Origin of the sequence: Streptomyces xantholiticus, from assembly GCF_014651015.1 — a bacterium.
Taxonomy (GTDB): Bacteria; Actinomycetota; Actinomycetes; order Streptomycetales; family Streptomycetaceae; genus Streptomyces; species Streptomyces xantholiticus.
Genome location: NZ_BMWB01000064.1, coordinates 1 through 4,025 on the forward strand (window position 1 = coordinate 1; position 4,025 = coordinate 4,025).

The following is a 4,025-nucleotide window of genomic DNA, read 5'->3' on the forward strand; positions in this document are numbered from 1 at the left end:
ACGAGGAGACCTGCATCGCCGAGGTCCGCTACCTGCTGTCGATGCTGCCCTCGAACAACCGGGAGAACCCGCCCACAGCCTCCTGCGACGACCCGGCCGAGCGGCGCAGCGACGTCCTGCTGGACCTGGTTCCCGCTGATGGCAACCGGCCCTACGACATGGCGAAGGTGATCGAGGAACTCGTCGACGACGGCGAGTACCTCGAGGTCCACGAGCGCTGGGCCCGCAACATCATCTGCGCGCTGGCCCGCCTGGACGGACAGGTGGTCGGCATCGTCGCCAACCAGCCGCAGTCCCTGGCCGGAGTGCTGGACATCGAGGCCTCGGAGAAGGCCGCGCGCTTCGTGCAGATGTGCGACGCCTTCAACATCCCGATCCTCACCCTGCTCGACGTGCCGGGCTTCCTGCCCGGCGTCGACCAGGAACACGGCGGCATCATCCGCCACGGCGCGAAGCTGCTGTACGCGTACTGCAACGCGACCGTCCCCCGCATCTCCCTGATCCTGCGCAAGGCGTACGGCGGTGCCTACATCGTCATGGACTCGCAGTCCATCGGCGCGGACCTGACCTACGCCTGGCCGACGAACGAGATCGCGGTGATGGGCGCGGAGGGCGCGGCCAACGTCATCTTCCGCCGGCAGATCGCCGACGCGGAGGACCCCGAGGCGATGCGGACCCGCATGGTCAAGGAGTACAAGGCCGAACTCATGCACCCGTACTACGCGGCGGAGCGCGGCCTGGTCGACGACGTCATCGACCCGGCGGAGACGCGATCCGTCCTCATCGCCTCGCTGGCGATGCTGCGCACGAAGCATGCCGACCTGCCGTCCCGCAAGCACGGCAACCCTCCGCAGTAACCCTGCGACTGGACTGGAGCCCCAACCATGAGCACTCCTACCGATCCGTCCTCACTGCTGCGCGTCGAGAAGGGCCACGCCGAACCGGAGGAACTGGCAGCCATCACCGCGGTGCTGCTGGCCCGCGCGTCGGCCGCCCAGCCCGACGCGGCCCCGGCGCACCGCGGCCGCACGACGGCCGGCTGGCGTCGGCTGGAGCGGCAGCGCGGCTTCCAGCCCTCGCACAGCTGGCAGGGCTGACGCCCTGACGCCGGAAGGCCCCGCGCACCCCACGAGAACTCAAGCCCCGGGTGCGCGGGGCCTTCCGCCTCTCGCCGCGGGATGTGTGCCCGGACATCGGGCCGGCCCGGCTGTCAAGCCGTCACCGGAGGTCATCGCGGAGGTCACCAGGCTGCGGGCGCCCCGTGGAGCGGTCGTGTACGCCGTTGACGGCCGGGACGCCTCCCGCGCATCCCAGGCGCCCCCACAGGCCGGACTGCTGATGGTGGCACTAGCCCTGCGGGACGTCCTTGACGAACACGATCCCGTTGCTGTCCGCCAGGTGGGCCGGGTCAAGCGGGGAGTAGCCGAACCAGGGGGATACGCGGGGAGCGGGCCGCGCGTCGCCGAGGGCGGTGGCCAGCCGCGCGGCGTCGATGACGTAGCGGTCCTCCGGGAGCGCGTACAGGAGTCCTTCGACGGTGTCCGGCGGCGGCGTGTCCACTCCCTGGTGCCGGATCGTGCCGAGGGCCGTGGCCACGAAGGCGTACCCCTCGCCGAGCCGGGCGCTCACCAGCGCACCGGCGCTCCACCACTCCAGCGGCATGCCGCCCATCCGCATCGTGCTCTTCTCCCGCTGGAGATGGGAGTTGTGGGCGTGGACGAGTGCCGGGCCCCGAGCGGCGACGGCGAGGAGGTTGTGGGCCATCATCTGGTCCCGCACCCCCACCAGCCGGGTCATGCGGGCCGGTGAGGTGTCGGCCATCCAGTGGTGATAGCGCAGCAGGCCGGTCGCGGTGCGCCCGTACAGGCGCGCCCGGTCCCAGTCCTCCCGCGACGTCGCCGTGATCAGGTGCGGAGTCTGCGCGTCGAGCAGCGCCACCAGATCGTCGGCGAGCAGCCGCAGCTCCCTGGCCTCGGCCGACTGCCCCCCGGATTGGGCCGGGTCCATCATCGCGGCGGGATCGGTCCACCGGTCGTCGGAGCCGAGCAGGCGGTCGAGTGTTTCCGCGGTGCAGGGGAGCAGGTCCGAGTCCACACGGGCCGCGAGGTAGCCGTGGAGTGCCGTGAGGGCCTGCCGGGGGCTCGCGGCGCCGGTGATCTCCAGCGGGCCGTCGAAACCGGCGAAGCGGAGCCGCTCGGACGCGGGCCGGCCGTCGTTGTAGGCGCGCATCCAGCGCACGAGCTCGCGGTTGGCCGCGGAAGTGCCCCAGCCGTGGCTGAATCCGTGCTCCATGACCTCGTCGAGCGTGCCCGTGCCCGAGGTGACGTGGTCGTCCACGAGCAGGCCCATCATGCAGTCGCTCTCGATGGCGATCGTCCGGTAGCCCTCCTGCTCGACGAGCTGCCGGAAGAGCTCGTTGCGCAGGTCGAGCAGAGAGTCCTGGCCGTGGGTGGGCTCTCCCAGGGCGAGCAGCCGAGGCCGGGCCGGGAGCAGCCTCATGACGGCGGCAGCCTCGACGACATGGGCGGTGTCCTTGATGTCAGTAGCCATGCCTTCAACGGTATCGTTGAACCTTGGATTGAAACTTTCCCTCGATATCCTCGGTCCCATGGGCCGAAACCTTCAAAACGGCGAGAGACTCAGGCCGGTTGATCTGGCACGCGGGAACGGTCTGTCCACGCAGGCGATCAGGAACTACGAGGAGGCCGGCATCCTTCCGGCCGCCGGTCGCACACCCCACGGCTACCGCACCTATACGTCGCTGCACGCGGGGGCCCTGCGCGCGTTTCTTGCCCTGGTGCCCGGCCACGGCCACCAGACGGCGACGTCGATCATGCGGGCCGTGAACCAGGGCGCGGTCGACGAGGCGTTCCGTCTCATCGACGGGAGCCACGCCCAGCTCCTCGACGACCGGCGGACCCTCCAGGCCGTGGAGAGGGCCCTGCGCGACCTGGAGCCCACCACGGTGCCCGAGCCCGGTGTGGGGTCCGAGCCGGTCGCGGTGTCCGGGCCCGGCGCCACGTTCATCGGGCCGCTGGCAGCCAAGCTCGGAATCCGGCCCGCGACGCTGCGCAAATGGGAGCGCGCCGGGCTGGTGCGCCCGCGCCGCGACCCGCGGACCGGGTACCGCGTCTACGACGAGGCCGACGTACGGGACGCCCGGCTGGCCCACCAGCTCAGGCGGGGCGGCTACCTGCTGGAGCAGATCGCCCCGCTGATCGCCCGGGTGCGGGCGGCCGGCGGGCTGGAGCCGCTGGAGGCCGCACTGTGCGACTGGCACGCTCGGCTGTCCGCCCGCGGGCGGGCGATGCTGACCGGGGCCGCAGAGCTGGAGGCGTACCTCCGCGAGCGCGGATGAGACTTCGGTCGCCGGCCGAAGAGAACAAGAGTGACCATCCGTTGCGTCCCGGCCGACCACCGCCGATGCCGGCCCGGTCCGGGGTGAGCCCTACTCCTCATCGACTGCGGCCGGATCGCCCAGGGGCCACAGGTCGGGTGGATCGGGGAGCCGGAACGAGTACCGGCCGAGCATGTCGATGTGATGCCTCAACGCCGGCGGGGCCGGCGCTTGCCCGTCTTGTGGGGGCTCTGCCCCGAAGCCCGCGCCTCGGTCGCCGACGGGGCCGGATCCGCATCCGGCGGCGGGCGGGTACGCGGAGTCAAGTACAGCCGCCCGCAGCTGCCTTGGCGTGGAGCGGCCGATGCGGCCTGTCCGAGCGCACTCCCACGGCCGCCGGGCCGAAGGGAGTTGAGGTCCCGCGCGAAGTGCGGTATGGGGTCCGGGGCTTGCCCCGGTTTCGGGAAGGGGGGTGGTGAGGAACAGCCCCGAGCAGCGGCCCCCGGACCCGGTCCCGCCCTTCCCCTGGCGCACGGAAACGGCCCTCGAGGCTCCACAGGAGCCTCGAGGGCCGTTTTGCGAGGGCCGGCAGGGACCGGCCCCAGCGGCTACCGCAGGCGCGCCATGAGTGCGTGTTCGACGAGTGTGATGAGTGCGCTCTTGGCGTCGGCGCGGTGGCGTGCGTCGG

At 71.7% G+C, this 4,025-nt stretch carries 4 protein-coding genes and 1 pseudogene; 3 read left to right on the plus strand and 2 right to left on the minus strand.

Annotated elements, in window-relative coordinates; genetic code table 11:
• Together IE198_RS34700 and IE198_RS34705 are read left to right on the plus strand one after the other, a co-directional pair.
• Positions 1-857, plus strand: an 857-nt coding sequence (locus tag IE198_RS34700) for an acyl-CoA carboxylase subunit beta (protein WP_308426914.1), incomplete at its 5' end; no start/stop codon positions are given.
• Between the two features lie 27 nt (positions 858-884).
• Complete coding sequence (locus tag IE198_RS34705) at positions 885-1,097, plus strand: acyl-CoA carboxylase subunit epsilon (RefSeq protein ID WP_100109336.1); 213 nt, start codon at positions 885-887, stop codon at positions 1,095-1,097.
• A 250-nt stretch (positions 1,098-1,347) separates the two neighbouring features.
• Here the strand turns inward: IE198_RS34705 and IE198_RS34710 are convergent, their stop codons facing one another.
• Positions 1,348-2,550, minus strand: coding sequence for an erythromycin esterase family protein (locus tag IE198_RS34710; RefSeq protein WP_189894056.1), 1,203 nt, complete (start codon positions 2,548-2,550; stop codon positions 1,348-1,350).
• A 58-nt stretch (positions 2,551-2,608) separates the two neighbouring features.
• Here IE198_RS34710 and IE198_RS34715 point away from each other — a divergent pair, with 58 nt between their 5' ends.
• The gene (locus IE198_RS34715; protein ID WP_189894058.1) at positions 2,609-3,358 is read left to right on the plus strand and encodes a TioE family transcriptional regulator; all 750 of its coding nucleotides are present in this window, start codon (positions 2,609-2,611) and stop codon (positions 3,356-3,358) included.
• Between the two features lie 587 nt (positions 3,359-3,945).
• Here IE198_RS34715 and IE198_RS34720 read toward each other — a convergent pair.
• A pseudogene (locus IE198_RS34720) lies at positions 3,946-4,025 on the minus strand (ATP-binding protein); the annotation flags it as partial.